This window comes from Mycobacterium seoulense (assembly GCF_010731595.1).
In the GTDB taxonomy this organism is placed as follows: Bacteria; Actinomycetota; Actinomycetes; order Mycobacteriales; family Mycobacteriaceae; genus Mycobacterium; species Mycobacterium seoulense.
The window spans coordinates 2918653-2944405 of sequence record NZ_AP022582.1 but is presented as its reverse complement, the minus strand read 5'-3'; the positions used below and the strand labels follow the sequence as shown (position 1 = coordinate 2944405).

General features: G+C 68.2%; 28 protein-coding genes and 1 pseudogene. 16 read left to right on the top strand and 13 right to left on the bottom strand.

The window, feature by feature from the left end; genetic code table 11:
- Positions 1-5 precede the first annotated feature (5 nt).
- On the top strand, positions 6-1541 hold the full coding sequence (locus tag G6N37_RS13410; RefSeq protein WP_163681055.1) for a carboxylesterase/lipase family protein: 1536 nt from the start codon (positions 6-8) through the stop codon (positions 1539-1541).
- Between the two features lie 6 nt (positions 1542-1547).
- Here the strand turns inward: G6N37_RS13410 and G6N37_RS13405 are convergent, their stop codons facing one another.
- From G6N37_RS13405 to G6N37_RS13390, 4 genes are all read right to left on the bottom strand, one after another.
- Positions 1548-2648 (bottom strand): 3-beta-hydroxysteroid dehydrogenase, encoded by a 1101-nt coding sequence (locus tag G6N37_RS13405; protein ID WP_163681053.1) that lies wholly within the window; start codon positions 2646-2648, stop codon positions 1548-1550.
- A gap of 61 nt (positions 2649-2709) precedes the next feature.
- The gene (locus tag G6N37_RS13400; protein ID WP_163681050.1) at positions 2710-2946 is read right to left on the bottom strand and encodes an exodeoxyribonuclease VII small subunit; all 237 of its coding nucleotides are present in this window, start codon (positions 2944-2946) and stop codon (positions 2710-2712) included.
- Positions 2936-4186, bottom strand: a complete 1251-nt coding sequence (gene xseA / locus G6N37_RS13395) for an exodeoxyribonuclease VII large subunit (protein ID WP_163681046.1) — start codon at positions 4184-4186, stop codon at positions 2936-2938. The genes G6N37_RS13400 and xseA overlap by 11 nt, the downstream gene beginning before the upstream one ends.
- Positions 4183-4770 carry a lipid droplet-associated protein gene (locus G6N37_RS13390; protein ID WP_163681043.1) on the bottom strand — a complete coding sequence of 196 codons (588 nt, stop codon included), beginning with the start codon at positions 4768-4770 and terminating at the stop codon, positions 4183-4185. Before G6N37_RS13390 ends, xseA begins: the two co-directional genes overlap by 4 nt.
- Before the next feature lie 89 nt (positions 4771-4859).
- Between G6N37_RS13390 and G6N37_RS13385 the strand changes: the two genes are divergently transcribed.
- Complete coding sequence (locus G6N37_RS13385) at positions 4860-5858, top strand: 4-hydroxy-3-methylbut-2-enyl diphosphate reductase (RefSeq protein WP_083172180.1); 999 nt, start codon at positions 4860-4862, stop codon at positions 5856-5858.
- Between the two features lie 37 nt (positions 5859-5895).
- On the opposite strand, the gene G6N37_RS13380 is transcribed toward G6N37_RS13385, so the two are convergent.
- Positions 5896-6996, bottom strand: a complete 1101-nt coding sequence (locus G6N37_RS13380; protein WP_372514674.1) for a DUF6542 domain-containing protein — start codon at positions 6994-6996, stop codon at positions 5896-5898.
- A 212-nt stretch (positions 6997-7208) separates the two neighbouring features.
- Here G6N37_RS13380 and ychF point away from each other — a divergent pair, with 212 nt between their 5' ends.
- From ychF to G6N37_RS13340, 7 genes and pseudogenes are all read left to right on the top strand, one after another.
- Entirely contained in the window at positions 7209-8282 is a 1074-nt protein-coding gene (gene ychF / locus G6N37_RS13375) for a redox-regulated ATPase YchF (protein WP_163681040.1), read from the top strand.
- 79 nt (positions 8283-8361) lie between these two features.
- A complete protein-coding gene (locus G6N37_RS13370; protein ID WP_163681038.1) occupies positions 8362-9006 on the top strand; it encodes a class I SAM-dependent methyltransferase in 645 nt (214 codons plus the stop codon).
- A 56-nt stretch (positions 9007-9062) separates the two neighbouring features.
- Complete coding sequence (locus tag G6N37_RS13365; RefSeq protein WP_163681036.1) at positions 9063-9545, top strand: SRPBCC family protein; 483 nt, start codon at positions 9063-9065, stop codon at positions 9543-9545.
- An 80-nt stretch (positions 9546-9625) separates the two neighbouring features.
- Complete coding sequence (locus tag G6N37_RS13360; protein ID WP_163681033.1) at positions 9626-10153, top strand: monooxygenase family protein; 528 nt, start codon at positions 9626-9628, stop codon at positions 10151-10153.
- A 1059-nt stretch (positions 10154-11212) separates the two neighbouring features.
- Positions 11213-11611, top strand: a complete 399-nt coding sequence (locus G6N37_RS13350; RefSeq protein ID WP_163681026.1) for a VOC family protein — start codon at positions 11213-11215, stop codon at positions 11609-11611.
- A 188-nt stretch (positions 11612-11799) separates the two neighbouring features.
- Positions 11800-12354, top strand: coding sequence for a C40 family peptidase (locus G6N37_RS13345; RefSeq protein ID WP_163681024.1), 555 nt, complete (start codon positions 11800-11802; stop codon positions 12352-12354).
- A gap of 310 nt (positions 12355-12664) precedes the next feature.
- Positions 12665-12892 (top strand): annotated as a pseudogene (locus G6N37_RS13340) (putative quinol monooxygenase); the annotation flags it as partial.
- On the opposite strand, the gene G6N37_RS13335 reads toward G6N37_RS13340, so the two are convergent.
- Genes G6N37_RS13335 through G6N37_RS13325 form a run of 3 tightly spaced genes read right to left on the bottom strand, consistent with a single transcriptional unit; the run spans position 12889 to position 14762 of the window.
- A complete protein-coding gene (locus G6N37_RS13335; RefSeq protein ID WP_163685012.1) occupies positions 12889-13578 on the bottom strand; it encodes a guanylate cyclase in 690 nt (229 codons plus the stop codon). The pseudogene G6N37_RS13340 and the gene G6N37_RS13335 sit on opposite strands and share 4 nt — an antisense overlap.
- On the bottom strand, positions 13578-13949 hold the full coding sequence (locus tag G6N37_RS13330; protein WP_163681021.1) for a carboxymuconolactone decarboxylase family protein: 372 nt from the start codon (positions 13947-13949) through the stop codon (positions 13578-13580). The genes G6N37_RS13335 and G6N37_RS13330 overlap by 1 nt, the downstream gene beginning before the upstream one ends.
- A gap of 12 nt (positions 13950-13961) precedes the next feature.
- Complete coding sequence (locus G6N37_RS13325) at positions 13962-14762, bottom strand: SDR family oxidoreductase (protein ID WP_163681019.1); 801 nt, start codon at positions 14760-14762, stop codon at positions 13962-13964.
- A 77-nt stretch (positions 14763-14839) separates the two neighbouring features.
- On the opposite strand from G6N37_RS13325, the gene G6N37_RS13320 reads away from it, so the two are divergent.
- Positions 14840-15049, top strand: coding sequence for a hypothetical protein (locus G6N37_RS13320; RefSeq protein WP_163681016.1), 210 nt, complete (start codon positions 14840-14842; stop codon positions 15047-15049).
- Here G6N37_RS13320 and G6N37_RS13315 read toward each other — a convergent pair.
- Positions 15001-15825, bottom strand: coding sequence for an adenylate/guanylate cyclase domain-containing protein (locus G6N37_RS13315; RefSeq protein ID WP_163681013.1), 825 nt, complete (start codon positions 15823-15825; stop codon positions 15001-15003). The genes G6N37_RS13320 and G6N37_RS13315 overlap by 49 nt on opposite strands.
- Before the next feature lie 123 nt (positions 15826-15948).
- On the opposite strand from G6N37_RS13315, the gene G6N37_RS13310 reads away from it, so the two are divergent.
- Both G6N37_RS13310 and gnd read left to right on the top strand, forming a co-directional pair.
- The gene (locus G6N37_RS13310; RefSeq protein WP_163681010.1) at positions 15949-17355 is read left to right on the top strand and encodes a glucose-6-phosphate dehydrogenase; all 1407 of its coding nucleotides are present in this window, start codon (positions 15949-15951) and stop codon (positions 17353-17355) included.
- 14 nt (positions 17356-17369) lie between these two features.
- A complete protein-coding gene (gene gnd / locus G6N37_RS13305) occupies positions 17370-18392 on the top strand; it encodes a phosphogluconate dehydrogenase (NAD(+)-dependent, decarboxylating) (protein WP_163681007.1) in 1023 nt (340 codons plus the stop codon).
- A gap of 125 nt (positions 18393-18517) precedes the next feature.
- On the opposite strand, the gene G6N37_RS13300 is transcribed toward gnd, so the two are convergent.
- A complete protein-coding gene (locus G6N37_RS13300) occupies positions 18518-19381 on the bottom strand; it encodes an alpha/beta fold hydrolase (protein WP_163681003.1) in 864 nt (287 codons plus the stop codon).
- A 123-nt stretch (positions 19382-19504) separates the two neighbouring features.
- Here G6N37_RS13300 and G6N37_RS13295 point away from each other — a divergent pair, with 123 nt between their 5' ends.
- The 3 genes from G6N37_RS13295 to G6N37_RS13285 all read left to right on the top strand — a co-directional run bounded on the left by G6N37_RS13295 (position 19505) and on the right by G6N37_RS13285 (position 22237).
- Positions 19505-19978: a VOC family protein gene (locus tag G6N37_RS13295; protein ID WP_163681001.1), complete on the top strand. Its 474-nt coding sequence runs from the start codon at positions 19505-19507 to the stop codon at positions 19976-19978.
- Between the two features lie 111 nt (positions 19979-20089).
- The gene (locus G6N37_RS13290; protein WP_163680998.1) at positions 20090-20995 is read left to right on the top strand and encodes an alpha/beta fold hydrolase; all 906 of its coding nucleotides are present in this window, start codon (positions 20090-20092) and stop codon (positions 20993-20995) included.
- Positions 20996-22237, top strand: coding sequence for a WS/DGAT domain-containing protein (locus G6N37_RS13285; protein WP_174813827.1), 1242 nt, complete (start codon positions 20996-20998; stop codon positions 22235-22237).
- On the opposite strand, the gene G6N37_RS13280 is transcribed toward G6N37_RS13285, so the two are convergent.
- Both G6N37_RS13280 and G6N37_RS13275 read right to left on the bottom strand, forming a co-directional pair.
- Entirely contained in the window at positions 22238-22852 is a 615-nt protein-coding gene (locus G6N37_RS13280; RefSeq protein WP_163680996.1) for a MarR family transcriptional regulator, read from the bottom strand.
- Positions 22849-24486 carry a pyruvate, phosphate dikinase gene (locus tag G6N37_RS13275; RefSeq protein WP_232075536.1) on the bottom strand — a complete coding sequence of 546 codons (1638 nt, stop codon included), beginning with the start codon at positions 24484-24486 and terminating at the stop codon, positions 22849-22851. The genes G6N37_RS13280 and G6N37_RS13275 overlap by 4 nt, the downstream gene beginning before the upstream one ends.
- 140 nt (positions 24487-24626) lie before the next feature.
- Between G6N37_RS13275 and G6N37_RS13270 the strand changes: the two genes are divergently transcribed.
- On the top strand, positions 24627-25136 hold the full coding sequence (locus G6N37_RS13270; protein WP_163680990.1) for a DoxX family protein: 510 nt from the start codon (positions 24627-24629) through the stop codon (positions 25134-25136).
- Here G6N37_RS13270 and G6N37_RS13265 read toward each other — a convergent pair.
- On the bottom strand, positions 25133-25630 hold the full coding sequence (locus G6N37_RS13265) for a hypothetical protein (RefSeq protein ID WP_232074972.1): 498 nt from the start codon (positions 25628-25630) through the stop codon (positions 25133-25135). The genes G6N37_RS13270 and G6N37_RS13265 overlap by 4 nt on opposite strands.
- Between the last annotated feature and the right edge of the window lie 123 nt (positions 25631-25753).

Here is a 25753-nt window from a genome sequence, read left to right as displayed (position 1 = left end):
ACCGCATGCCCAGTGACAGTCTCGTAGTCGACACCGTCTACGGCCCGGTCCGGGGCGCCGACCTCGGCACCGTTCGAGCATGGAAAGGCGTCCGCTACGCCGCCCCGCCCGTCGGTGCCCTGCGGTTCCGGGCACCGCAGCCGCCCGAGCGGTGGACCCGGGTCGCCGACGCCACCCGCTACGGGCCGGCCTGCCCGCAGCCGGTCTTTCCCAACATGCCGCTCGACCTGGGCGCGCCGCAGGGCGAGGACTGCCTCCGGACGAACGTCTGGGCGTCGTCCGGCACCCAGGCCGGCGACCGTAAGCCGGTGATGGTCTGGCTGCATGGCGGGGCCTACGTCCTGGGCTCGGGCAGCCAGGCGTTGTACGACGGTCGCCGATTGGTCAGCGGCGGTGACGTCGTCGTGGTCACGGTCAACTACCGGGTCGGAGCGCTCGGTTTCATGGACCTGTCGTCATTCACCACCTCGCGGCGGCGGTTCGATTCCAACGTCGGACTGCGCGACGTGCTGGCGGCGCTGGCCTGGGTGCGCGACAACATCGCCGCATTCGGCGGGGATCCCCGCAACGTCACCCTGTTCGGCGAATCCGCGGGGGCGGGGATCGTGACGACCCTGCTGGCCTGCCCGGCAGCCGAGGGCTTGTTCGCCCGCGCGATCGCCCAGAGCTCACCGGCCACGTCGGTGTACGACCGGCGCAGGGCGCAGCGCGTGGCCGAGACCGTCCTCGAACGGCTCGACGTCGATGCGGACCGGCTGCCGACCGTGCCCACCGCGGTGCTGCTGGCCGCCTCCCAAGAGGTCTTCGACGAAGTGCCCGTGCGTAACCCCGGGATTCTGGCGTTCGTCCCGATCATCGACGGCGAGCTGCTGGACGACTACCCGGTCAAGCGGGTGCAGGAGGGCCGCTCGCTTCCGGTCCCGCTGATCATCGGTACCAACAAGCACGAGGCCGCGCTCTTCAGGTTGATGCGCTCGAGGCTGATGCCGATCACCCCTCGCGCGATCACGTCGATGTTCGACCAGATCGCCGCCGAACAACCCGACCTGCAACTGCCCACCGAGGAGCAGATCGGGTCGGCCTACTCGCGATTGCGGCGCAGGGCAAGGAGTTTGAGCATCGCGACCGACGTCGGGTTCCGGATGCCGTCGGTGTGGCTGGCCGAGGGGCACTCCCGGGTCGCGCCGGTGTACCTGTACCGGTTCGACTACGCGACCCCGCTGCTGAAGCTGCTGTTGGTCAACGCCGCTCACGCGACCGAATTGCCTTATGTCTGGGGCAATCTGGGCGGTCCGAAGGACCCCACACTGAAGCTCGGCGGTGCCGCGACCGCCAAGGCGGTCTCCCGGAGGGTGCGCACGAGGTGGATCAACTTCGCGGCGCGCGCCGACCCGGCGGGGCCGCCCGGCGAGCCGGAGTGGGCGCCGTACCGGGCGGCCGAGCGCGCCTGCCTGATCATCGACAGGCGCGACACCGTCGCGCGTGATGTCGACGCGCGCATCCGCGCCGCGTGGGGCAGTGAGATGGTGGGCTTCCGCTAGCGACGGCTAACCGCTGACGGGCGCTTGGAGCGCTTCGGCCTTCATGCGCTGGAACATGTCGACGTAGTAGGGCAGGCACTGCTTCAACGCCTGCTCGGTGGTGAACAGCGGCTCATAGCCGAGGTCGCGGCGCGCCTTGGCGATCGAGAAGTAGTTGTCCAGGTAAAGCCGCTCGACGGCGAGCGGCTCGAGCAGCGGCGCGGGTATGCCGAAGCGGAAGTGCAGCCGCTGCCAGCCCGTCATCGCCGCGCGGACCATCGGGCCGTTGATCCGCACCCGCGGCCAGCTCACGCCGCAGGCCTCGACCACCGGGCGGGCGAACTCGAACATGTTGATCGGTTCGTCGTCGTTGATGAAGTACGCCTGCCCCGGCGCGGTGCCCCCGGGGACGAGGTGCTCTGCGGCCAGGATGAAGCCGTGAATCAGGTTGTGTACGTAGGAGTTATCCAGCCGCGCCGACTTGCGGCCGATCAACACCTTGACGTGGCCGGCGATCACGCTTTCGAACAGCTTGCGGAACATCGTCTGATCGCCGCGGCCCCAGATCCCGCTGGGCCGGATCGCGCATGTCAGCATCCCGCCAACACCGTTCTGCGCCAGGACGAACCGCTCGGCGACCACCTTGGTCTCGGTGTAGAGGTCGTTGAACCGGTCGGTGTAGGGCAGGGTCTCGTCACCGCCGGGGATGTTCTGGCCGCCCATCACGACGCTGTTGGACGACGTGTAGACGAATCGCTTCACCCCTGCCGCCTGACCCGCGTGCACCAGGTTCTCGGTACCGCCGACGTTGACCGCGAAGCTGCGCTGCCGGTACGCGTCGGTCACCGACGCGCCGCCCATCAAGTCGATGATCGCCGCGGTGTGGAAGACGGTGTCGACGCCGTCGACCGCCCGGGCGCACACCGCCGTGTCGGTGATGTCACCCTCGAGCACCTCCAGCTGCGGGTGCTGCGCAAGCGGCGACGGCGCACGGTCGAACGAACGCACCCGATACCCGCGGTCCAGCAGCGTGGTGACCAGGTTGGCGCCGACGAACCCGGAGCCGCCGGTGACCAGGACGCGGCCGAGTTCGGTCGTCAGAGATGCATCAGCCATGGGCGGCAGCATAACTGAAACGTGTTCCAATTTGGAAAAAAGTCACGACCGCAGCTTTCGTATAATGGCTAAATCAGGCGTCGTCCGCCTGGCCGGCCGCCAGCGCATCCTCAATCCGCTTGCGGGCTCCAGCTAAGTGCTCCTCGCATCGTTTAGCCAGCTCCTCACCTCTTTCCCATAATTTCAGCGATGCATCCAGATCCAAGCCGCCCTGCTCGAGCAGGCGGACCACTTCGATCAGTTCGTCCCGGCACGCTTCGTACCCGAGGCTACTAATGGGCGTAATTGGCTGCTCCTCTTTACCGGCCATCGGTCGGCCCCTCGCTCACCGCGGCGACGGCGCCGTCGGCAACGCGCACCCGCAGCCGCCTCCCCGCCGGGGCGTCGGCCACCGACCGCAGCACGACCGGGGCCCCGGAGTCCGGCACCGCCTGCACGACGGCGTAACCGCGGGCCAGCGTGGCCGCCGGTCCCAGCGTCGCCAGCCGCGCGCTCAGGTGACCGACGCGCTCCGCCTCGGTGGCGGCCAGGCGGGTGATGTCGCGGCGGATGGCCGACCGGGCGCGGTGAACCTCGTCGGCGCGCGCCGTCAGCGCGCTCAGCGGTTCGGCGAGCACCGGTCGGCTGCGGACCTGGGCCAGCGCGCGTTGTTCGCGAGAGACCCAATTGCGCAGGGCCTGCGCGCTTCGCCGGCGCAAGTCCTGGATCAGGCGCTGCTCGGCGGCGGTATCGGGCACCACCTTCTTCGCCGCGTCGGTCGGGGTGGCGGCGCGCAGGTCGGCGACCAAATCGCACAGCGGGTTGTCGGGTTCGTGACCGACCGCGCTGATCACGGGGGTGCGGCACGCCGCGATGGCGCGGCACAGCGTCTCGTCGGAGAACGGCAGCAGGTCCTCGACGCTGCCGCCGCCGCGGGCCACCACGATGACGTCGACCTCGGCGTGGCGGTCGAGTTCGTAGAGTGCTTCGACGATCTGCGCCACCGCGTTGGGCCCCTGGACCGCGGTGTTGCGCACCGCGAAGCGCACCGCCGGCCAGCGCGCGCCCGCCACCGTTCGCACATCGTGTTCGGCGGCGCTGGCCCGGCCGGTGATCAGTCCGATCATGTTGGGCAGGAAGGGGATTGGTCGTTTGAGGCGGGGGTCGAAAAGCCCTTCGGCGTCCAGCAGCCGGCGCAGCCGATCGATTCGGGCCAGCAGCTCACCCACACCGACGGCCCGTATCTCGCTGAGCCGCAACGAGAATGTGCCCCGGCCGGTGTAGAACGACGGCTTGCCGCAGACCACCACCTGCGTGCCCTCGGCCAGCTTCACCGGCGCGTTGGCCACCAGGTCACGCGAACAGGTGACGCTCAGCGACATGTCGGCGGCCGGGTCGCGCAGCACCATGAACACCGTCTTGGAGTCGGGCCGCGCGCTGATCTGGGCCAGCTGCCCCTCGACCCACACCGTGCCGAGCCTGTCGATCCAGCCCGCGACCCGAATGGCTACCGCGCGCACCGGAAACGGGTTCTCGGCGGAGTTGGGTTCCGAATGTGCGGCCGGGGTCACTTCGCGTTCGCGCGGGTGATCCTGTTGGCCAGCAGCGTCTGGAACGGCGCGCGGGCCTTGGTGGCCTGCTCGTAGGCCAGCAGGGCTTCCAGCTCGTCGACGCGCAGCGACTGCAGGCGGGCCCGCAGCTGCGCCAGCGTCAGCGTCGGGTAGTCCAGCTCGGCCACCACCGACGGCTGCGGAATCGCCGGGGCGTCCGTGGATTTCCTGCCCTGTTTCAGGGGGGCGGCATCGGAGGCGGCGTCGGCGAGCGAGTACAACGCGAACCGTCCCTCGGTTCGGCGATCGGCATCGCCGGCGCCGTTCGGGGCGGTGCCGGGGGCTTCGACGGCGTCGGGCAGATCCTCGTCGAAGGTCGCCCATTCCGGCTGCTCGTCCTTCGGCGGAAAGATGGTCTCTAGCGTGCTGTCGCCCTTGATCGCCAGCTCGGCGAGGTTCTGCTGAAATCGCATCACAATGTGCGCCGCCTGACTGACCAATGTCATGGGGTACATCAGGATGGTTTTCGGCAGTTTCATGGTCTCCTCGACGGCGACTGTCGCCGCGCCGACCAACAGCCGAACTCCATACGGTGCAGAAGCCATGGGTCCAAGATTGCCTTAAGCGGCGGCTAACGCCAAGCCCGCGGCCGCGAGCTGGCAAGCCCGTGTCGGCAGAACGTACCCTGGGTGTCATGCCGCCGACTGTCGACATGGGAATTCCCGGTGCGTCCAGCTCGGTAGCCACCGATCCAGCCCGCAAGCGAGTGCTTCTGGCCGAGCCGCGTGGTTACTGCGCGGGCGTGGACCGGGCCGTGGAAACGGTCGAACGCGCGCTGGAAAAGCACGGGCCGCCGGTGTACGTGCGCCACGAGATCGTGCACAACCGGCACGTGGTGAACACGCTGGAAAAGGCCGGCGCCGTGTTCGTCGAAGAGACCGACGAGGTGCCCGAGGGGTCCATCGTGGTGTTCTCCGCGCACGGGGTGGCGCCGACGGTCTATGCCGCGGCCGCCGAACGCAACCTGCAGACCATCGACGCCACCTGCCCGCTGGTGACCAAGGTGCACAACGAAGCCAGGCGATTCGCGCGCAACGACTTCGACATCCTACTGATCGGCCACGAGGGCCATGAGGAGGTCATCGGGACGTCCGGTGAAGCGCCCGACCACGTGCAGCTGGTGGACGGGGTCGCCGCCGTGGACAACGTGACCGTTCGGGACGAGAACAAGGTGGTCTGGCTGTCGCAGACCACGCTGTCGGTCGACGAGACCATGGAGATCGTCGGCCGGCTGCGGCAACGGTTCCCGAAGCTACAGGACCCGCCCAGCGACGACATCTGCTATGCGACCCAGAACCGCCAGGTCGCCGTCAAGGCGATGGCACCGGAATGCCAGCTGGTGATCGTCGTCGGCTCCCGGAACTCATCGAACTCGGTGCGGCTGGTCGAGGTCGCGCTGGGCGGCGGCGCCGCGGCCGCCCACCTGGTCGACTGGGCCGACGACATCGACCCCGCCTGGTTGGAAGGGGTGACCACCGTGGGCGTGACCTCAGGGGCGTCCGTCCCCGAGGTCTTGGTGCGCGGCGTGCTGGAGCGGCTCGCCGATTACGGCTTCGACGTGGTGCAACCGGTCACCACGGCCCAGGAAACCCTGGTGTTCGCGCTGCCGCGCGAGATCCGGTCACTGCTGTAGACGAGGTCGGACCGCGTCCGAGGTGCCCGGATGGCGCTCAGGCGTCGTATTCCCAGGATTCCGTCGGGGGCCGCTGCGGCCGGCCATTCGTCCGTGACCGGTTCCGGCGGTCCGGGCGCCGCTCGGGCTCGTCGGGTGTGCCGGCTCCCCGGTAGCGCACCTGCGAGATGGGGTGATGCGTCCCGTTGTTGCCGCTGGGGGCGGGGCGGCGGCGCCTCGGCTCGTAGGTCGGCTCATAGGGGTCGCTGTCGTAGCGGCCCAAGCGCTCCGATGCCCCGGGTGGGTCATACGCGTCATACCCGTCGAAACGGCTGCTCCGTGGCGTGGGCCGCTCGTAGGGGCTGCGCCGCGTCCGCGGCTCCCGGCGGCCGTCCCGGGGCGATTGGCCGCGCGGCTCCGGGTCGGTGTCCGGCCTGGGCCGTCGCCGCGGCCGGCGGGGCGGTTCCGCCGCGTCGTAGTCCCGGGCGGTCGGCGAGCCTCTCCGGTTCGCGCGGCGCTCGCCCGGTTCGACCGCGTCGTCCAGCGGTTCCCGGGTGCGCCGCGAATGGGCTCGCGCGGAGCGAGTGGCAGACCGGTCGCTGCGCGCCGTCCGGCGGGCGCGCGGCGAAGAACTGGTCTCGCGGCCGCGCCGCGCCCGGGCGGGGGCCGCCCCGTCGCCGTCGTGCTCGCCTGATTCCGGGCGCAGGATCGCCTGCAGTTTGGCGACGATGCCCCCGAGGACGGACTTGGCCTCGGTGGCTTCGGTGTTCTCGGAGGTGTCCGGCGCCGCGGTCGTCCGGTGCGACATGCCGTAATACCACCTCGCCAACCCGATCAGCAGCACGATGCCGGCGGTTCCCAGCATCAGTGGGAAGCGCTCGATGAGTGGGTAGCCGCAGTTGATCAGCAGGTCTTTGAGATGGCTGACTTTGGCGTCGTGGAACAACCAGTACGCGCCGGGCACCGCGCAGAAAAGTATCAGCGGGGGCTGGATGATCGCGGTGAACAGCCCGTCCTGGCGCACCGCCAGCACTGCCGCCACACAGCCGGCTATATAGAAGCCGGCGAAGACGTGGGTCAGCTCCTTGTGGCCTGCGTCGATTCCGTACCCGATGGCGGTGGCGGTGACGGCGAGAAGCAGCGCGGCGTACCACGGCACGCCTGGGATTCCTGGGTGGATCGAGCGGTGGGAGGCCTCCACCGTCGATGTTGCCCGCTGTCCTGACACATGTAGACCGTACCGGCAATGGACCCAAAGCCCCGTAAATACCTCGTAGCGATCGCGGGCGTGCCACGCTCGCGCGCCGGAGAGGGCACACGAAAGGTCCAGGGCGGCCGGTGCGGCCGGCCGACCCCTAGACTTGGCTCCCTGTGAGCCTGAGCCTGGGAATCGTGGGTCTGCCCAACGTCGGTAAGTCGACTCTGTTCAACGCGCTGACCCGCAACGACGTGGTGGCGGCCAACTATCCGTTCGCGACGATCGAGCCGAACGAGGGCGTCGTTGCGCTGCCCGATCCGCGACTGGACAAGCTGGCCGAGCTTTTCGGATCCGAGCGCATCGTGCCGGCGCCGGTGACGTTCGTCGACATCGCCGGCCTGGTCAAGGGCGCGTCCGAGGGGGCGGGGCTGGGCAACAAGTTCCTGGCCCACATCCGCGAGTGCGACGCCATCTGCCAGGTGGTCCGGGTGTTCTCCGACGACGACGTGACCCACGTGGCCGGGCAGGTGGATCCCCGATCCGACATCGAGGTCGTCGAGACCGAGCTGATCCTGGCCGACCTGCAGACCCTGGAGCGTGCGCTGCCGCGGCTGGAGAAGGAAGCCCGCACCAGCAAGGAGCGAAGGCCGGTGTACGACGCGGCGGTTGCCGCCCAGGAGACGCTGGACGGCGGCAAGACGCTGTTCGGGGCAGGCGTGGATGCGGCCCTGCTGCGGGAGCTGAACTTGTTGACCACCAAGCCGTTTCTGTATGTCTTCAACGCCGACGAGGCGGTGCTGACCGATGAGGCGCGGATCGCCGAGCTGCGCCGGCTGGTGGCGCCCGCCGACGCGGTGTTCCTGGACGCGGCCATCGAATCCGAACTGAACGAGCTCGACGACGAGTCGGCGGCCGAACTGCTGGCGTCGATCGGGCAGAGCGAACGCGGGCTCGACGCGCTGGCCCGGGCGGGCTTTCACACCCTCAAGCTGCAGACGTTTTTGACCGCGGGCCCAAAAGAGGTGCGGGCGTGGGTGATTCACCAAGGCGATACAGCGCCGAAGGCGGCCGGGGTGATCCACACCGATTTCGAGAAGGGCTTCATCAAGGCCGAGATCGTGTCCTTCGACGACCTGATCGCCGCGGGCTCCATGGCGGCGGCCAAGGCGGCCGGCAAGGTCCGGATGGAGGGCAAGGACTACGTCATGGCCGACGGCGACGTGGTGGAGTTCAGGTTCAACGTGTAGTCGAGTTCCGGTTCGACGTGAGCAAGCAGGCGTCGCGCGCAGCCGAGATTCGGCGACATGGGGTTCGGCAGCTGGTCTAATGATCGCCATGCCGCCTGTTGAACGTGCGCTTGCCGCCCTGGCTCGCCAGCTCGGTGAACCAACCGGGTTCGTAGGCAAGGTCGTCGGACGCCTGCTCAACCGTGGCAATCGGTCACTTGTCGTCGCTGCGGTCGGCGCCACGGGTTGCGGACCAACGGCCGAAGTCGCCGACATCGGATTTGGAGGGGGCGTCGGACTCGACCTTCTGCTAGCTCGCGACGGTGCGGTTGTGCACGGCGTCGAGATGTCGGAGACGATGCTCACTGAAGCGAAGCGCCGGTTCCCTGACCACATTGCTCGTGGGCGCTTACGTCTGCATTCCGGTCGGATGGAAAGTCTGCCCCTCGAAGATTCCGCACTAGACGCGATCATTTCGACCAACACGATCTATTTCGTACCGGACCTCGCAGCAGCTCTGAAAGAGCTAGTCAGGGTGTTGCGGCCACGCGGGCGACTGGTGCTCGGGGTTGGCGATCCGGATCAGATGTCCAAGATGCCCTTCACCCGTCATGGATTTCGGTTGCGTCCCATCGACGAACTCGTGCCGGTTATCCGCGAGGCGGGATTTGATCGGATTGAAGACAGGCGCGTCGGTGATGGCCGACGCGCCTTCCATCTTCTGGTGTGCGATTTGCCGGGCTGACGTCGCGACTCTCTAGTGCACCATCTGCACAACGGGGCTTGAGGGACATTGGCGTTATGGGACGAACTGACACCGCCTCGTCGGTGATTGCCGCTCCGCTGAGTCGGGTGTACACCGCGCTGGTGGATCCGCATGCGCTCGTCGAATGGCTTCCGCCGCAAGGCATGTCCGGGAAGTTCGAATATTTCGACGCCCGCCCCGGAGGGTCCTACCGGATGCGGTTGACCTATGCCGAGCCGCCCGAATCGGGTGGGAAGTCAAGCGGCGACTCGGATGTCGTGGATGTTCGGTTCGTCGAGATCGTGCCCGATGATCGGGTCGTGCAGGCCGTCGACTTTCAATCCGATGACCCCTCGTTCGCCGGAACGATGACCATGACGTGGACGGTTGCAGCGGTGAGCGCCGACACCACCCGTGTCGAGATCCGGGCCGATGACGTCCCACCGGGCATCTCGGCGGACGATCACGTCGACGGTCTTCGATCGTCGTTGAGCAATCTCGCGGCGTACCTGGCGGGACGGCGGGCTGACGAGGATTGACGGCGAGGGGTTGTTGCCATTCCCCAGCGACGATGCGACAGTCGGGTATCGCGTCTCGGGGGCCCTACGTGGAGGTCGGGATGGCAGTCGATCGGCAGACGGTAGATCTCACCGGGTATCCCGACATGGTGGTGGTGTATCTCGGAATGCGGGTGCGGCGTCCCCGCGGACTGCTGAGGATGTTGGGCCTCGGTCCCCAGATCCGACAATCGTGGAGGCAGGAGCCTGACGGGCTCTTGTTGCACGAGGATCTCATCTGGTCGTTGTTTCCTCCCCATCTCGGAATGCGGCAGTACTGGCGGGACCTCGAGAGCTTGGAGACGTGGACTCGTTCAGAACCCCATCGGAAGTGGTGGCAGCAGTTCTTGAAGGACTCCGGTGGCACCGGCTTCTGGCACGAGGCTTATCTGATGAGCGGTGGCATGGAAGCGATTTACGACGATACGCCCGAGCTCGGTATGGCCCGATTCGCTCCTGTGCGGCCGGCCCGGGGTGCGCGATTCTCTTCTCGGACGCGGGCGGGCCGGATTGAGAAGCGGGTGGCAGCGCCTGTTGTTTCCGAGGCCGACTATTACCCGGCGGCTGACGACGATTCGTTGAACTCGTAGCCGGGGTCGGTTGGCGGGCGGGGTCACAGTGGGTTTTCTCGCACGACGCGCACCACTTGAAATTTGTTTCCGCCGGAGCGACGGTTGACCACAGCAAGGTTATTGGCAGGAGAGGAGCCATGCCGACCACGCCTGGTGAGTCCGATTCGGGGGCAGCCGAAGTCGATGAGCGCGAGCAGCGTCTCGTGTTTCGTGAGGCCGAGATCTTGGCGCGCGAGTGGCGCTGACGAGCGGGATCGGTTGGCCGACGAGCGGGAACGGATCGCCGGTGAGCGCGAGCAGATCGCCGACGAACGAGAGCAGCGGGCCGACGAACGCGAGGGCACGGCCATCGAGCGCGAGCGTGACCGACTGCAACGGGAAGCGGACCGCGAGGAGCGCTCGGCGGCCCGTGACCGCCTCGCGTCGGCCGAAGAAGCGCGCAATCGGGCCGAGATCCGGCGTGAGATGTCCGCCACCGAGCGCCGCGAAGGTGGGGTGATCGTGGCGGGAGGCCGTCGGCGGAAGTGGTCGAATTCGGGTTCAACGCCTAGCGTCCGAGTCGCTGCTCGACCATGCTTGAGCGATGGCGACTGTCGAGCGGGCCAGACCGTGGGTCCGGCGGGTTACGGGCATTCTGGTGGGTTGCGCGTTGGCGTTGCCCGGCTTCGGGCCGGCCGGGGGCCTCGCGCACGCGGCCCCGGCTCCCGCGCCGACCTCCCACTGGTGCCCCGGCGGTTCGTGGGACCCGGGCTGGGGCAGGGTCTACGACTGGGACTGGAACCAGTGCCACGACTGGCAAGGTCCTGCGGGTCAGAGTTTCCCCGCGGGTGCGGGGCCCTGGGGTCCCCCGCCGGTTTGGGCGCCACCGGCGCCCCCTCCACCACCGTGGGCACCTGGGGCTCAGCTGATGTGGAACCCGACCGGCGCCGGCAACTGGGGGTTCTGGAACAACGGGATATGGACTCCGGCCTAGCCGAACGCGACCTGCCCTAGTTCCGCTCCAAGCCGCCTTGTCGGGGGTGGTCCGTAGCATGCGACTGCCGCACGAACGCATCGACACGGTAGTCAGGGGGCCCCATGAAGTTCGTTTCCACCCGCATCATCACCGCCGACGTCAACAGGCTCGTCGAGTTCTACGAGGCGGTCACCGGGGTTCGGGCGGTATGGGGCAACGAGCTTTTCGCCGAGATCCCGACGCCGGTCGGCACGCTGGCCATCGGCAGCGACAAGACCGTGCCGTTGTTCGCGGCCGGATCCGCCGAGCCGGCCGCCAACCGCAGCGTGATCGTGGAGTTCATCGTCGACGACGTGGACGCGCAATACGAGCGACTCCGCGAGAGCGTCGGAGAGGTTGTGACAGCGCCGACCACCATGCCATGGGGGAATCGGGCACTGCTGCTACGAGATCCGGACGGAAATCTCGTCAACCTGTTCACGCCAGTCACGGACGAGGCCCGCGCCAAGTTCGGAATCTGACCGTTGCGCAGGGCGGCGTGCTGAAGCAGCCACTCACGCCGGGTGCGGGCCCGCGTGTTTGCTGGCAGCTTGATATCCCGCCGCTGCAGGTTTTGCTGGAAGTGCGGCGAAGGCCACTGTCTGCATAATGAATGGTGTAGGCCACAATTTTTGGCGAACAATAACGTGTATTGCTAGCGTCGCCGGCCATGGTAGTACTTGCAACATTGATGTCATTGATCAATCAGGTCTCCGGAACGCCTTATATTCCGGGTGGAGATTCTCCCGCCGGGACGGATTGCTCAGGACTCGTTTCCTGGGTTGCCAACGCGGCGTCCGACAGGCCAATCTTCGGAAACCGGTTCAACACCGGGAATGAAGAAGCGGCGCTGTTGGCGCGCGGCTTCCAATACGGAACCGCCCCCAACGCCCTCGTGATCGGATGGAACGGCGGCCACACGGCCGCCACCCTGCCGGACGGGACGCCGGTAGCCAGCGGTGAGCGCGGTGGCGTGCGCATCGGCGGTGCAGGCGCCTACCAGGCCGGCTTCACGCATCACATGTTCCTTCCGATGCCGCCGGATGGCGAGGGCGCACTTCCCCCTCCCCCGGACGCGCCTGCCCCGCCGCCGGACGCGCCGCCGCCACCGCCGGACGCGCCGCCCGTGTTGGTCGACGCCTTGGCCCCGGCGCCGCCCGCACCGCCGGCTCCGCCGGCGCCCGAATTGCCGCCGCCGGGCGATCCGGTAATTGCGAATCCCTAACGAACTGAATTCGCGAAGGTGTCACTTTATGGGCCAACTATTAGGCGCGTATATGACACGCGAACATAACAGGGCCCACTGTGCAGTGAAATAGCCCCGGCCGCGGACGGGTTGTGAGCCAGACCACTTCCGAGCCGCGGAAGTTTGGATCGCGATTGTTACGGAATCAGAGTGAGAGTGCGCCCCGGGTGTCGGTCAAGACGCCCGGGGCGCACTTTGCTGGCGCCGACGCCGGCTGGCGGCGTCCGTTGGCCGATATGGCGTGCTCGCCGCGATCGAGCGGGCACAACGCCGTCAGCGAGCTTAGGCAGACGGCAACCTGTGGTTCGAGTGGTCGCTCAGCCTGGACAACCCCGCGGAGTACGTGTTGGTGGAGGCGTTCCGTGACGATGAGGCGGGCGCCGACCACGTCAACAGCGATCACTTCAAGCGGGCGATGCACGAGCTGCCGCAGGCCCTCACCTCCACCCCGAAGATCATCAACCCCAGGATCGACGCGACCGGGTGGTCGGAACTGGGCGAGATGTCGGTCGGCTAGCCGACTTCGCCTACCGTCACGGTGATTTCGCTGCCCAGTTGGTAGCCCGGCGCCAGGGGGAGCGTGTCACCGCTCCAAAATTTGCCCGGGTCGAACCAGTTCGCGTCCTTGTCCGTGTTGAGCAATCCCATTTCCTCATAGGTGATCGCCACGGTCTCCGCGCAATACGCCGTGGAAAGGCTCATTCGGCGTTCTTCTCGTCGGCGCCGGGTTTGCTCGCGAACCTTGCTGTCCACCACCGGGATTCCCCGTACCCAGTCGTTGATGGTCGGAAGCCGGCCGCGGAACCAGCGACCGGTCAGCCGTGCGGTGGTGGGAAACGCGGTGCCGTCCATCCGCGCGATCACCCGCAGCAGTTTGTTCTCCTGTTCGCGGGTGGGGTTGGGCGTCAGCTGGCGCAGCCAGCACCGCTGCTGATACCGCTGCGTCCACTGCAGGACCGCCTGGTGCAGATCGTTGAGTTGCACCCCCCGGTGGTTGGTGCCGGTCCACATGTCGACGAGCTTGTCGCCCAACTCGGCGTGCCAGATCAGCGGCGGCAGGTCGTCGATGGCCACCGTCATGCCGACGTGATTCACCGGCGCGTTGGTCAACGCCTGAATCGCGCGGTCGGGCCGCGAGCGTCCGCGAAACAGCCAGAGATCGCCGGTGCGCGTCTCGTTCAGCGCCTGATCGAGGGTCAGCATCATGAGCCGGCAAGCACTTCTCGCGCGACGTTGCGCGCGTTGACGGCGGCGGGATAGCCGGCGTAGGCCGTCATGTGGTAGATCACCTCTTCGATCTCCTCGATGCTCAGCCCGTTGCGCAGCGCGATGGGGAAGTGAGACTTCAACTCGCCGGTGGCCCGCAGGGCGATGAGCGCGCCGAGCGTCACCAGGCTGCGCGAGCGCCGATCCAGCCCGGGCCGGTTCCACAGGGCGCCGAACACGTGCACGAGACCCAAGTCGCCGAGTTCGTCGGCGATGCCGCCGTCACGCATCGTGGTGGCGTCGTCCGGGATCAGGCCGGGCAGCATCTCCTTGAGCACGTCCAGGCCTTCGGTGCGAGGGTCAGCCATTCGGGTTGCCTTTCATTCGGGTTCGCGGGAGATCTGGTAGTCGATGTAGGCGTCCCAGTCTTGGACGCGACGGCGCAGCTCGTCGACGACATGCGGATGGGTGGGCAAGAAGAACCGGTTGCGCAGGATCGCGTCGGCGACCAACTCGCCGACGGCCGCGGGGTCGAGCAACTCGAACTGCTCGCCGGGGATGCGCAGCGGTGTCCCGCCACCGAATCTCGGCACGGCGGCGGCGATGTTTGTCAACACCGGTCCCGGGCACAGGAGCGTGACACCGATGTTCTTGGGGCGCAGATAGATTGCGAGACCCTCGCTGATCTGCACGATGGCGGCCTTGGTCGCCGCGTACGGCAGCCGGTCGTAGGAGTAGCTGAATAGCCCGGCGAAGGAGGCGGTGTTGACCAGGTGCCCGCTGCCCTGGCCGAGCAGCAGCGGTAAAAAGGCCGCGTTGCTGCGCACCACCGACATGAGGTTGGTGTCGAGGATGCGTTGCCACTCGCTCACCGGAATGTCTTCGGGCAGGCCGTTCGTCAGGACGCCGACGTTGTTGACGACGATGTCGATGTGGCCGAATCGCTGCAGGGCCGCGTCGCGAATCCCTTCGAAGGCGCCCGATTTCGAGACGTCGGCGTGCTGCGGCAACGCGGCGCCGCCTCGGTTACTCAGCTCGTCGGTCAGGGCGCGCACACCATCGTCGTCGACGTCGACGGCGACGATGTGCGTGCCGCGGTCGGTGAGGGCGCACGCGATCGCGCGGCCGATGCCGCTGGCCGCCCCAGTGATGACGGCGACCTTGTCGTGAAGAGTCTCCATGCGTCCGCGCCTGTTTGAGCCAGTTTCACCTGTTGCAAGAGCACACAAGTTAATCACAGCGCGAATACGCTGTGTCCATGCGCAGAGTGTGGAAGTGGGTTGGGCTGGCCGGCGTCGCCGGCGTCGTCGCCGGGGGCGCGCTGGTGGCTCGCGATCAACGCAAGCGACGCGCCTACACGGCGGACGAGGTCCGGTCGCGCCTGCACCAACGGCTGGCGGAGTACGACGGGGAGGGCTTTCAGTCCAGGTCGGGATCGGCGGGGGCCTCCACGGCGAACAACGAATAGGTCCCCGAGAAGCCTTTCAGTTCGACCTCGCGGCCATTGTCGAAGCGGATGTCGTCGCAGCCGGAAAGGGCATCCCGCACAGGTTGACTCACCAAGATCTCGCCGCCGGCGGCCTGGGCCGCCACCCGCGCCGCCATCGCGACGTTGCGGCCGAACAGATCATCGCCGCGGCGTACCGACCGGCCCATGTGGATGCCGATCCGCACGCGAATCTCCTCGTGCCGCTTGCGTTTCGCGTCCTTGCGCAACGCACGCTGCAGGTCGATCCCGCACCGCACCGCCTGGTCGGCGCGCGAGAAGGCGATCATGAAGCCGTCGCCCTGGCTCTTCACCACGTGACCGGACCGCCGCTGTACCAGGTCGGACACCAGCTTGTCGTGTGCACCAATCAGCTTGACCCAGGCGCGATCCCCGATGCGCTCGTTCAGCGCGGTGGACTCCTCGATGTCGGAGAACAGGATGACTACCCGGCCGTCGGGGGTGACCCTGGCCAGGTCGGGCCGTTCCACCTCCGCCCAGTCGGCGAGATCCTCGATAGAACTACGTACGGCCGCGCCGAAGCCTTCTCTGCGGACTACGTTGGCGGTGTTCCACACGGTCTTGAGGGCCTCGCGCCCACCCGACAGCAGCCAGCCGCGGGTGTCGGTCCGGTGCCGCAATTCCTCGATCTCCCGGCGACTGCGCACCAGCAACCACGAGAGCACGCCGAGCGCGACGGCCTCGATCGCGGCGACGCCGGCCAGGACGTAGACCGTGATATGCAGCGCATCACCCACGCAAGCATCCTGCCAAGGGCGCGACGGCTTGCGGTTGTCGGGCCTGTGTGCGGTGTCTAGTGTTAGGTCGGACCGCCGCGGGTAGTGAGTCTGGAAGAGCCGACGACTTTCGGAGGTGCGGGCTTGGCTGACGGCGGTGATAACTCTTCGAACAAGCTGGTGATCTTCGGCATCACCGGCGATCTGGCGCGAAAGATGACCTACCGCGCTTTGTACCGCCTCGAGGCTCGCAAGTTGCTCGACATCCCGATCGTGGGCGTGGCCAGTGACGACATGCCGCTCGAGAAGCTGGTCGAGCGGGCTCGCGAGGCGATCAAGGCGTCCGGTGAGAAGTTCGACGACGCGGTGTTCGACCGGCTCGCGCGCCGGCTGTCCTATCTGCACGGCGACGTCACCGACGAACAGCTGTACGGCCGGCTCGCCAAGGAGATCGGCGCGGACTGCCGGCCGCTGTACTACCTGGAAATGCCGCCGTCCCTGTTCGCGCCGATCGTCGAAAACCTCGCCAAGGCCGACCTGCTCGAGCGCGCGCGCGTCGCGGTGGAAAAGCCGTTCGGCCACGACCTGGCCTCGGCGCGCGACCTGAACGCCCGGCTGCGCGCGGTGCTCGACGAGGATCAGATCCTGCGCGTGGACCACTTCCTGGGCAAGCAGCCCGTCGAGGAACTGCAGTACCTGCGCTTCGCGAACAACGCCCTGGCCAAGTTGTGGGATCGCGACAGCATCTCCGAAATCCACATCACGATGGCCGAGGATTTCGGCATCGAGGACCGCGGCAAGTTCTACGACGCGGTGGGCACGCTGCGCGACGTCGTGCAAAACCATCTGCTGCAGGTGCTCGCGCTGGTCGCGATGGAGCCGCCGGTCGGTCCCAGCGCCGACGACCTGAACGACAAGAAGGCCGAGGTGTTCCGGGCTATGCCGGCGCTGGATCCCGAGCGGTGCGTGCGCGGCCAGTATCGCGGCTACACCGACGTCGACGGGGTCGCGGAGGATTCGCAAACCGAGACCTACATCGCGCTGCGGACCGAGATCGACAACTGGCGCTGGGCCGGGGTGCCGATTTTCGTGCGCGCCGGAAAGGCGCTGCCGGAGAAGGTCACCGAGGTGCGGATGTTCCTCCACCACGTGCCGGGATTCTCGTTTCTGCCGAACCGCCGGCCGCCCGAGCCCAACCAGATCGTGCTGCGCATCGATCCCGATCCGGGGATGCGGCTGCAGTTGTCCGCCCAAGTCGGCGACGGATGGCACGACGTCCACCTCGACTCGTCGTTCGCCGAGGACCTCGGGGAAGCGGTGCGGCCCTATGAACGCCTCCTGTACGCCGCGCTCACCGGGGACCGCCAGCTCTTCGCCCGGGAGGACGCCATCGAGGAGACGTGGCGGATCGTGCAGCCCGTGCTGGACAAGCCGAGCCGGATCCATCACTACGACCGGGGCTCGTGGGGCCCCGACGCCGCGCAGTCGCTGCTGCATGGTCATCGCAGCTGGCAAGAGCCGTGGCTGCCCAAGAACACGTCGTCACAGTAAGGAGACGGAAAGAGATGCAGCTCGGCATGATCGGCCTCGGCCGGATGGGCGCGAACATCGTCCGCCGCGTCGTCAAGGACGGACACGAATGCGTGGTCTACGACCACAACCCCGACGCGGTCAAGGCGATGGCGGGGGACGACAGGACTACCGGGGTGTCGTCCCTGAAGGAGCTCGCCGAGAAGCTGACCGCTCCGCGGGTCGTCTGGGTGATGGTGCCGGCCGGGACCATCACGACGGGGGTCATCGAGGAGCTGGCCCAGACGCTGGAGCCCGGCGACATCGTCATCGACGGCGGCAACTCGTACTACCGCGACGACATCAAGCATGCGAAGACTCTGTCCGACAAGGGAATTCACCTGCTCGACTGCGGCACCAGCGGCGGTGTGTGGGGCCGGGAGCGCGGCTACTGCCTGATGATCGGTGGCCACGAGGAGGCGTTCGCCCAGGCCGAGCCGATCTTCGCCACCGTCGCGCCCGGGGTGGACGCGGCGCCGCGCACGCCCGGTCGCGACGGCGAGGTCGGCCAAGCGGAAAAGGGTTACCTGCACTGCGGGCCGTCCGGCGCCGGGCACTTCGTCAAGATGGTGCACAACGGCATCGAGTACGGGATGATGGCCTCGCTCGCCGAGGGACTCAACATCTTGCGCGGGGCCGACATCGGCAAGCAGGTGCAAGAGGGTGACGCCGAAACCGCGCCGCTGTCGAACCCGGAGTTCTACCAATACGACTTCGACATCCCCGACGTCGCCGAGGTGTGGCGGCGCGGCAGCGTCATCGGCTCGTGGCTGCTCGACCTGACCGCCATCGCGCTGCACGACTCGCCGGACCTCAAGGAATTCTCCGGCCGAGTCTCGGACTCCGGGGAGGGCCGCTGGACGGCCATTGCGGCGATCGACGAGGGGGTGCCGTCGCCGGTGCTGACGACCGCGCTGCAGTCCCGCTTCGCCTCGCGGTCACTCGATGACTTCGCCAATAAGGCGCTGTCGGCCATGCGCAAGCAGTTCGGTGGGCACGCCGAGAAGCCGGCCAACTAGCGGGGATCGCGAGCGCCGCGTAGCGGGGCGAAGCGGGTCGCCGCCATCGGGACCAGCGGGGATCGCGAGCGCCGCGTAGCGGGGCGAAGCGGGTCGCCGCCATCAGGACTAGCGGCGAAGCGGGCTCAGTGGCGCTTGACGAACTTCACCACGGCGTCGCTGAACGCGTCGTTGTCGTCGCCGGCCGCGGTATGCCCGGCGTTGGACAGCTCGACGAACTCCGCGCGGGGGACGGTGGCCAGGAAATGCCGAACGCCTTCGGGGCTGACGACGTCGGACAGCTTCCCACGGATCAGCAGGACGGGGATCGACAGGCTCTTGGCGGCCTGCTCGAAGTTCTCCGTGCGCAGCTCCGGGTCGTCGCCGGGCTTGGTCATGAACGCCGGGTCCCAGTGCCAGTACCACCGGCCGTCCCGCAGGCGCAGGTTCTTCTTGAGCCCCTCGGGGCTGCGCGGCTTGTCTCGGTACGGCAGATAGGCCGCCACGGCGTCGGCGGCCTGCTCCAGCGAGTCGAAACCGTCGAGGCCGCTGATCATGAAATCGCGGATGCGGGCGCTGCCGCCCTTCTCGAATCGGGGCACCACATCGACGAGGACCAATCGGGTCACCTTCGCCGGCCCCGCCCGGTGCGCGGCGAGGATGCCGGTGAGTCCGCCCATGCTCGCCCCGATGATCATCACCGGCCGGCCCATCGCCTCGATCACCTGCAGGACGTCGGCCGTCAAAGTCTCCACGTCGTAGTCGGCGTTGGGTGCGCGATCGCTGTCCCCGTGCCCGCGGCTGTCGAGCGCCACGACGTGCAGACCCTCGTCGGCGAGGATTTGACCGGTGCTTTTCCAGGAATGCCGGTTCTGGCCGCCACCGTGCAGCATCAGGACACTCGGCCGGCCCGCCCCGTCGGTCCCGTGATTCCACTCGTCGGCGACCAGGGTGATCCCGCCGACGCCGGAAAATTCGACCGTCTGGGGGACGCTGCTGACCGCGCTCATGCGACCTGACGTTACATAGGGGGCTTAAGCACCGTTGCGCGGGTCGATGACGCGATGAATTTCCGCGGTCGCGGCGGTCTATCTGGAGACAGCACCACCGAGCCGATAAGGAGGCCGCGGCCCATGCCATCGATCACCCCGTCGTTATGGTTCGACCACGATCTGGAGGAGGCCGCGAGGTTTTACACCTCGGTATTCCCCAACTCGCACATCGAGGGCTTCAACCGAACCACCGAGGCCGGGCCCGGCGAGCCCGGCTCGGTCCTGTCCGGCAGCTTCGTGCTGGACGGCACCCGGTTCATCGGCATCAACGGCGGCCCGCACTTCCAGTTCGACGAAGCGGTGTCCTTCACCGTCCACTGCAAGGACCAGGACGAGGTCGACTACTACTGGGAGCGGCTGACCGACGGCGGCGAGGAGTCGCAATGCGGCTGGTGCAAGGACCGCTTCGGCCTGAGCTGGCAGATCGTCCCGGACCGGCTCTACGAGTTGATCGGCGATCCCGATCGGGCCCGCGCCGCGGCGGCCACCCAAGCGATGTATGGCATGCGCAAGATCGTCATCGCCGAGCTGGACAGGGCCGCCGCGCAGGTATAGCGAAACTCCCTGTCGCAGCGGCAATTTAACCGCTCGCGGTATGCGGTCGGTGCGTCTTCGGGCCGCACGCGTTAGGTTGGTCCCTGCGGACGCGCCGAGCAGGGAGTGAACATGGGTGGACCAGGCTGGATCGACGTGCCCAGCCCCGCTGGGGACCTCAAGGCGCTCACTTGGGGGCCGCACGACGCCCCCGTCGCGCTGTGCCTGCACGGATTCCCCGACACCCCCTACGGATTTCGCAAGATCGCTCCCCGGCTCGTCGAGGCGGGCTGGCGGGTGGTGGCGCCGTTCATGCGCGGATACGCGCCGTCGTCGATTCCCGCCGACGGCAGCTATCACGTCGGCGCGCTGATGGACGACGCCCTGCGGGCGCGCGCGGCAGCGGGCGGAACCCCCCACGACGTGGTGATCGGCCACGACTGGGGTGCGATCGCCACCACCGGTCTGGCCGCCATGCCCGACAGCCCCTTCGCCAAGGCCGTGATCATGTCGGTTCCCCCGTCGGCGGCCTTCCGTCGCAAGGCCGGCGCCGCCGAGCGTGCGCGGTTGGGCGCGCATCTGGCGCGTCAGCTGGTGCGCAGCTGGTACATCATGTACTTCCAATTGCCATGGCTGCCTGAGCGTTCCGCCTCCTGGGTGCTGCCGCTGCTGTGGCGGCGGTGGTCGCCGGGCTACCACGCCGACGAGGACCTGCGCCACGTCGACGCGGCGATCGGGACGCCCGAAAGCTGGCGCGCGGCGCTGGGCCCCTACCGCGCCACCATCCGGAACACCCCGCCGCCGGCGCGGTACGCCGAATTGAACAAGCTGTGGACCGAGGAACCCGTGTGGCCGTGCCTGTACCTGCATGGCCGCGACGACGGCTGCATGACAGCGGCGTTCGCCCGCTGGGCCGAGAAGGTGTTGCCGCCGGGCAGCGAGGTGGCCATCGTCGAACACGCGGGACACTTCTTGCAGCTCGAACAGCCCGACAAGGTCGCCGACCTGGTGCTCGGGTTCATCGGCTCACCCGGCTGAATGGCCGCGCAGCGGATGGCCGCCGTCGATGCGCAGTTCTATTGGATGTCGGCCAAGATCCCCAACGACGAGTTCCTGCTGTACGCCTTCGACGGCGAACCGTCGGATTACCCCGCCGCCGTCGACCAGGTTTGCCGACGGGCGCGCGCCTGCCCGGAGCTGACGACGCGGGTGCGAGACGGGAGTCCGCTGACCTACCCGCAGTGGGTGCCGGCGACCGTCACGCCGGAGCGGGTGGTCCGCCACGACCTCGACGAGCAGACCTGGGCGGGCTGCCTGGCGGCCGTCGTCGCGCTGGCCGATGACCAGCTCGACGTTCGCCGCATGCCCTGGCGGCTGCACGTCTTCACGCCGGTGCTGGACATCCCGGGCGTCACCGGACCGGGGAGTGTGGCGGTCATGCAGGTCGCGCATGCACTGGCCGACGGGGCGCGGGCGTCCGCGATGGCCGCCTGGCTGTTCGGCCGGTCCCATCCGGTGCCCGCGGTGCGGCGGCTGCGGACGGGCTTGCTGCCGTGGCGAGCGGCCCAGGCGGTCCGCGCCCATCGCCGGCTGGAGCGCGACATCGGCGCGGGGTTGCTGGCGCCCAGCGCCGGTCCCCGCCCCCTGCTGCCGACGAACGCGCGTCCCGGACCGGCCCGCTCGGTGCGGACGCTGCTGCGACGCCGAAGCCAGGCGCGTGGTCCCACGGTGACCGTGGGCGTGCTGAGCGCGGTGTCCACCGCGCTGTCCAACCTGCTCGGCGGCGCCGCCGATACGCTGGGCGCCGAGGTCCCGATGGCCAAGCCCGGTGTGCCGCATGCTCACAACCACTTCGGCAACGTCGTGGTGGGGCTGTATCCGAACCTGGGGTGGGAGGCGCGCGCCGAGCGGATCGCGGCGGAGCTGGCCGACGGTCGGCGCCGCTTCGCGCATCCGGCGACGCGCTACGCCGACCGCGCTTTCGCGGCGGTGCCCGCCCCCCTATTGCGTTGGGGCGTGGCTCAATTCGACACCGACGTCCGTCCCGTGCAGGTGTCCGGAAACACCGTCGTGTCCAGCGTTCACCGCGGGCCGGCCGACCTGACGTTCGGGGGCGCCCGGGTGGCCCTGACGGCCGGCTACCCGGCACTGTCACCGGTGATGGGCCTGACGCACGGTGTGCACGGCATCGGCGACACCATCGCGATCAGCGTGCACGCGGCGGAGTCGGCCGTTCCCGACATCGATGCCTACCTGCGGTTGCTCGACGCGGCGCTGTAGCTAGTGGGCGTCGCCGGACCTGGCCGCTTCCTCCCGCGTCAGGCCGACGGCGGTTATCAGCTCCTCGTGCAGCTCGAACCACACGGTGTGGTAGGAGTCGACGAGCGGCCTGGTCACCCAGGCGGTGTCGCCGTCTCGCACTTTATCCAGTGCCGCAACCAATTTCGCCGAGTAAGCGGACAACCGCGGCAGCTGGGCCGCGGCCGCCTCGATGATCGGCAGCACCCGCGCGTGCACCTCGCCGAGGCGGGCCAGCACCGCGGCGTCGTATGCCGCGTCGTCGTGGGGGTTGGGGGTGCCCTCGAACCCGCCCTTGAGCTGCCAATCCGTGACCACCGATTTGAAATCGGCGTTGACGGAGCGAAAGTCGGCGTAGGCGGCGGCCAGCGCGGAATGATCGGCGCGCCTGCGTTCCTCGTCGAGCAGCGCCGCGAGCCGTGCGCGCCCGGCGGCGGTGATCCGCACCGTCGCGCCGTCGGCCAGCAGACCTGACGCGGTGAGCTGCTCGATCGCTGCCGTCACGCCGGCAAGATCCTGGTGCAACGTCGCGGCCAGGTCGGTGGGACGCACCCGGCCTTTGAGCCGAACCGCCTGCAGGACCGCCAATTCGGTCATGGGGTGGTCCCGTTCGCCAGGCGCAACGCGGTCAGCATGACGATCAGCGGCGTGGCCGAGACGACGTCGGTGCGCCCGCTCTTCATGGCCGCCGCGATGGCGGCCGGGGTGGTGTCGTCCAGCCGCACGTGATCGCCGGAGCTGTGGGCGCGCAACGGGCTGATCCGCCGCGCGATGCCGGCCAGCTCCCGCAGCTCGGGCGTGTCGCTCTCCGACCACGCCGACAAGCTCAGATTGCCTTCGCGCACTTCGCCTTCGGCGCCGTCGACGGTGATCCACTTGCCGGCCAGCGACGCGGCGACCCCCTGGCCACAACCCACCACGGCCACCCGTCCGAGTTCGCGGCTGACCACCGCCGCGTGGCTGGCCGCGCCGCCCACCTCAGTGACGATGCCCTGGGCGGCCAGCATGCCGGAAACGTCTTCGGGCCTGGTGTGGTCGCGGACCAGGATCACCGACTCGCCGCGCTCCACGGCGTCGAGTGCCTCATCGACGTCGGTGTATGCCTTGCCCGACGCCACGCCCGGGCAGGCCGGCAGGCCCTTGGCCAAGAGCTTTGCGGCCAAGCGTATCTCGGGCTGCAAGGCGGGCCGCAGTAGCGTCTGTACGTGCGCCGGAGTCACCCGACGCAGCGTTTCGGCATCGTCGATGAGCCCCTCGTGCCGTAGCTGCAGCGCCAGCCGCACCGCGGCCTGCGCCGATCGCTCCGCGCCCCGCGTCTGCAGCAGCCACAGCTTGCCGTCTTCGACGGTGAACTCGATCTCTTGAACGTCGGACCCGAGTCGCTCCAACCGGCGGGCGGCGTCCATCAGCTCGTCGTAGACGGCGGGCTGTTCGTCGCGCAGGGCGGCGATCGGTTCAACGTCAACCGAACCGGACACCACGTCGTCACCCTGCCCACCGGGCAGCCACTCGCCGAACGGCTCGTTGTCGCCGGTGATGGGGTTGCGCGAAATGAGAACGCCCGCACCGGAATCGGAGCCGCGGTTGCCGAACACCATCGCCTGGATGACGATGGCGGTGCCGCTGCGATCGTCGACGCCGTAGTGGGCGCGGTAGGCGACCGCCCGGGGCGAGTTCCACGAGGCGAACACCGCCTCGATGCCGGTGCGCAGCTGCGCATAAGGGTCGGCGGGCACCGCTTCGCGGTCGCCTACGCCGACGATGCGCCGGTACATGCCCTCGAACCGCCGGCGGGTGTCACGGGCGAACGCCGCATCGGCGGCGGCCAGAGCGTGCTCGACGTCATCGTTCATACCGAGGTCCAGGATCGTGTCCATCATGCCCGGCATCGACTGCGTGGCTCCCGAGCGCACGCTGACCAGCAGGGGACGCGGACCCCGTCCGAACGTGCGGGAGGTCTGTGCCTCCAGCCAACTCATCCGGTCGAGCACGTCGTCCCAGATCGCGTCCATCGCCGCCCGGCGGTCGGCGAGGTAACGCAGGCCCACCTCGGTGGTGATGCAGAACGCGGGTGGGACCGGCAGATCGTGCCGGCGCATCACCTCGATGCCGTGGCCCTTGTTGCCCAGCAACTCCCGGGGGTGACTTGCTGTGCCGTCGAGTGACACCACGGATTGCCCGTCAGAAGCGACCCCAGACGCGTCACGGGGGGCGCCGCTGCCTCGTGCGATACGCGCCGTGGTGCACCCCCTTCTGGTCAGCTGCTGATCGGCCAACGTCGGAACGACCGCAATGTTCCCACACGGGTCACCGGAGTTAGCTGCTCGGCGCTCCTGTCCTCCGGTGCGCCCCATGATCTAGGTTTGCAGGTATGACTCCCTACGACGTCGGGTTATTGATCCTGCGGCTGGTGTTGGGCGTGACGTTGGCCGCGCATGGCTACAACAAATTCTTCGGCGGCGGCCGCATCCCGGGCACCGCGCGGTGGTTCGAGAGCATCGGCATGAAGCCGGGCACGTTCCACGCCACCGTCGCCGCCACGACCGAGATGGCCGCCGGGCTGGGCCTGGCAGCGGGGCTGCTCACCCCGATCCCCGCGGCGGGCTTCGTGTCGTTGATGCTGGTCGCGGCGTGGACCGTGCACCGGGCCAACGGTTTCTTCATCGTCAAGGAGGGCTGGGAGTACAACCTGGTCCTGGCGGTCAGCGCCGTCGCGGTCGCCACCCTGGGCGCCGGAAAGCTCAGCCTGGATTACGTGGTGTTCGGGCACAACTGGATGGACGGCTGGCGCGGACTGCTGATCTCGGTCGTGCTCGGCCTGGCCGGGGCGATCGGCCAGCTGGTGATCTTCTACCGGCCGCCCGCTAAGCAGGCTGGTTAGCTAGGGGGCGTCCTCGTCGTCTCCTCCGCCATCGACTTTTCGGGGTGGCGGAAGGTGCTTCTCGTGGCTGTGATCGCGGCGCACACCACCAGCACGCCAGTGGACGCGGCTTCGGCGATCAGCGCCCAGGAGTTCAGCACCTCCCGGTCCGGGACCACAGATATGCCCAATTCGGGCTTGGCATCGCCTGCCAGTACCGCCGGATACACCAAACACAAGACCGCGCTAAGGAATGCGACGACCGCGCATCCACACGCGACGAGTCCGAGCACCCGCACTCGGCTCGCGCCGAGCAGCGCGCCGCCGGCCGCAATCGAGGCGATCAGCACGACCCAGCCCGGCGTGCCGTTGACCAGCCCGGTGAACAGAGCACCATAGTGTTCGCCATGCTCGCCGATGTAGATGCCCAGACCGTTCCAGCGCATGGGCAAGCCCAACGGGCTCACATCGATCCATGGCAAGAGAGTCAGTCCGGCCGATGCGATGGCCGCCACGACGGCCACTATGTCGATTGCCTTCGCGCGCACCCGTTCCCTCCCGATTTGTTCGCTAGCCAACGATTTCGGCCAACGCAACCCAAATGTACGGGCCCGCGGGATTGAACCAGGCCACTGAAA

What these genes read in the sequence shown, in the direction of transcription:
- G6N37_RS13410 (WP_163681055.1), top strand. Translation starts at nt 6, where the DNA reads ATGCCCAGTGACAGTCTCGTAGTCGACACCGTCTACGGCCCGGTCCGG.
- G6N37_RS13405 (WP_163681053.1), bottom strand. Translation starts at nt 2,648, where the DNA reads ATGCTGCCGCCCATGGCTGATGCATCTCTGACGACCGAACTCGGCCGC.
- G6N37_RS13400 (WP_163681050.1), bottom strand. Translation starts at nt 2,946, where the DNA reads ATGGCCGGTAAAGAGGAGCAGCCAATTACGCCCATTAGTAGCCTCGGG.
- G6N37_RS13390 (WP_163681043.1), bottom strand. Translation starts at nt 4,770, where the DNA reads ATGGCTTCTGCACCGTATGGAGTTCGGCTGTTGGTCGGCGCGGCGACA.
- G6N37_RS13385 (WP_083172180.1), top strand. Translation starts at nt 4,860, where the DNA reads ATGCCGCCGACTGTCGACATGGGAATTCCCGGTGCGTCCAGCTCGGTA.
- G6N37_RS13370 (WP_163681038.1), top strand. Translation starts at nt 8,362, where the DNA reads ATGATCGCCATGCCGCCTGTTGAACGTGCGCTTGCCGCCCTGGCTCGC.
- G6N37_RS13365 (WP_163681036.1), top strand. Translation starts at nt 9,063, where the DNA reads ATGGGACGAACTGACACCGCCTCGTCGGTGATTGCCGCTCCGCTGAGT.
- G6N37_RS13360 (WP_163681033.1), top strand. Translation starts at nt 9,626, where the DNA reads ATGGCAGTCGATCGGCAGACGGTAGATCTCACCGGGTATCCCGACATG.
- G6N37_RS13350 (WP_163681026.1), top strand. Translation starts at nt 11,213, where the DNA reads ATGAAGTTCGTTTCCACCCGCATCATCACCGCCGACGTCAACAGGCTC.
- G6N37_RS13345 (WP_163681024.1), top strand. Translation starts at nt 11,800, where the DNA reads ATGGTAGTACTTGCAACATTGATGTCATTGATCAATCAGGTCTCCGGA.
- G6N37_RS13335 (WP_163685012.1), bottom strand. Translation starts at nt 13,578, where the DNA reads ATGCTGACCCTCGATCAGGCGCTGAACGAGACGCGCACCGGCGATCTC.
- G6N37_RS13330 (WP_163681021.1), bottom strand. Translation starts at nt 13,949, where the DNA reads ATGGCTGACCCTCGCACCGAAGGCCTGGACGTGCTCAAGGAGATGCTG.
- G6N37_RS13325 (WP_163681019.1), bottom strand. Translation starts at nt 14,762, where the DNA reads ATGGAGACTCTTCACGACAAGGTCGCCGTCATCACTGGGGCGGCCAGC.
- G6N37_RS13320 (WP_163681016.1), top strand. Translation starts at nt 14,840, where the DNA reads ATGCGCAGAGTGTGGAAGTGGGTTGGGCTGGCCGGCGTCGCCGGCGTC.
- gnd (WP_163681007.1), top strand. Translation starts at nt 17,370, where the DNA reads ATGCAGCTCGGCATGATCGGCCTCGGCCGGATGGGCGCGAACATCGTC.
- G6N37_RS13300 (WP_163681003.1), bottom strand. Translation starts at nt 19,381, where the DNA reads ATGAGCGCGGTCAGCAGCGTCCCCCAGACGGTCGAATTTTCCGGCGTC.
- G6N37_RS13295 (WP_163681001.1), top strand. Translation starts at nt 19,505, where the DNA reads ATGCCATCGATCACCCCGTCGTTATGGTTCGACCACGATCTGGAGGAG.
- G6N37_RS13290 (WP_163680998.1), top strand. Translation starts at nt 20,090, where the DNA reads ATGGGTGGACCAGGCTGGATCGACGTGCCCAGCCCCGCTGGGGACCTC.
- G6N37_RS13285 (WP_174813827.1), top strand. Translation starts at nt 20,996, where the DNA reads ATGGCCGCGCAGCGGATGGCCGCCGTCGATGCGCAGTTCTATTGGATG.
- G6N37_RS13280 (WP_163680996.1), bottom strand. Translation starts at nt 22,852, where the DNA reads ATGACCGAATTGGCGGTCCTGCAGGCGGTTCGGCTCAAAGGCCGGGTG.
- G6N37_RS13270 (WP_163680990.1), top strand. Translation starts at nt 24,627, where the DNA reads ATGACTCCCTACGACGTCGGGTTATTGATCCTGCGGCTGGTGTTGGGC.